At 45.6% G+C, this 1,116-nt stretch carries 2 protein-coding genes and 1 pseudogene; 1 reads left to right on the plus strand and 2 read right to left on the minus strand.

The features are described from left to right. On the minus strand, positions 1-116 hold a 116-nt coding region (locus tag ACJBF3_RS26015), incomplete at its 3' end, for a transposase (RefSeq protein ID WP_152641195.1). Between the two features lie 68 nt (positions 117-184). Between ACJBF3_RS26015 and ACJBF3_RS26020 the strand changes: the two are divergent. Beyond that, positions 185-508: pseudogene (locus ACJBF3_RS26020) on the plus strand (DUF4113 domain-containing protein); the annotation flags it as partial. Between the two features lie 46 nt (positions 509-554). Here the strand turns inward: ACJBF3_RS26020 and ACJBF3_RS26025 are convergent. Beyond that, positions 555-983 (minus strand): hypothetical protein, encoded by a 429-nt coding sequence (locus tag ACJBF3_RS26025; protein WP_406545301.1) that lies wholly within the window; start codon positions 981-983, stop codon positions 555-557. Positions 984-1,116: the final 133 nt, after the last annotated feature.

The raw sequence follows: 1,116 nt of genomic DNA on the forward strand, positions 1-1,116 counted from the left end.
GTATAAAAGGTGGCATCGGAAATGGCGTGCTTGCGGCAGAGCTCACGGGCAGAAACCCCGGCTTCAGCTTCGCGGAGGATACTGATGATCTGTTCATCGGAAAAACGCTTCTTCATGTGGATGTCCTCATGTGGCTTATGAAGACATTACTAACATCGCGGTGTATTAATCAACGGGGAGCAGGTCACAGGATTCCCGCGACATCATTAACGCCGCGGTAAAGTGCCTGGACAAAATCTGGCAGGATGGTCACCGGTACCTGAAAGCCGGCATTATGCTCGGGGACTTCTTCAGCCAAGGTGTGGACCAGCTTAACCTGTTCGATGAGAACGCGCCGCGGGCCGGAAGCGATAAGTTAATGGAGGTACTCGATCACCTGAACGCAAAAGACGGGAAAGGAACGCTCTACTTTGCCGGACAGGGCATACAGCAGCAGTGGCAGATGAAGCGTGAAATGCTCTCCCCACGCTATACCACTCGTTTTTCTGATCTACTTAGGGTCCGATAACATTTAGCGAACCCATGGCTAACTTAATCTTGTGTTGAAAACTAAATTACTCAAATTCATCCAAGGTACCGATTACCGCACCCTGTTCAATTTGACCAAGTCCAAACTTTCCAACTAGAACATTACATTCCATGGTAACAGAAATAGTCATACTGCGACCCGGTACTCCAACTTCTTTTCGATGCTCGCCACTTGCATTAGCTGAAATTTCAGCATAAAAGCCGTTTTCGAAACTATAGCTTTCCAAATTAATATCTTCAATATTCTCAAAAATGGTATTTGACATCGCTATAGCGCCTGCGGTCCCTTCATTATTAAAGATGTCAAAAGGATAGCTCTCAAATTCTTCCCTGCAAGATTCAGCAAGCAGATCGCCAGAAATTAATTTAAAAGGTTGCTCTTCAAATAAAGATTCTAGATGTTCGAAAATAAAATCCGCAGTGAGGTTTTCATTGTCTGAATTTTCGTCATCCACTATCTGTTCTAAGGAAGGTGCGAACAAGTTCCTGATATGAGATCATCATATTCATCCGGAGCGCATCCCAGAGGGACATCATGAGCCATCAACTCACCTTCGCCGATAGTGAATTCAGCACTAAGCGCCGTCA

Origin of the sequence: Enterobacter sp. PP-008-ECC_S150, from assembly GCF_045257065.1 — a bacterium.
Lineage (GTDB): Bacteria > Pseudomonadota > Gammaproteobacteria > Enterobacterales > Enterobacteriaceae > Enterobacter > Enterobacter chengduensis.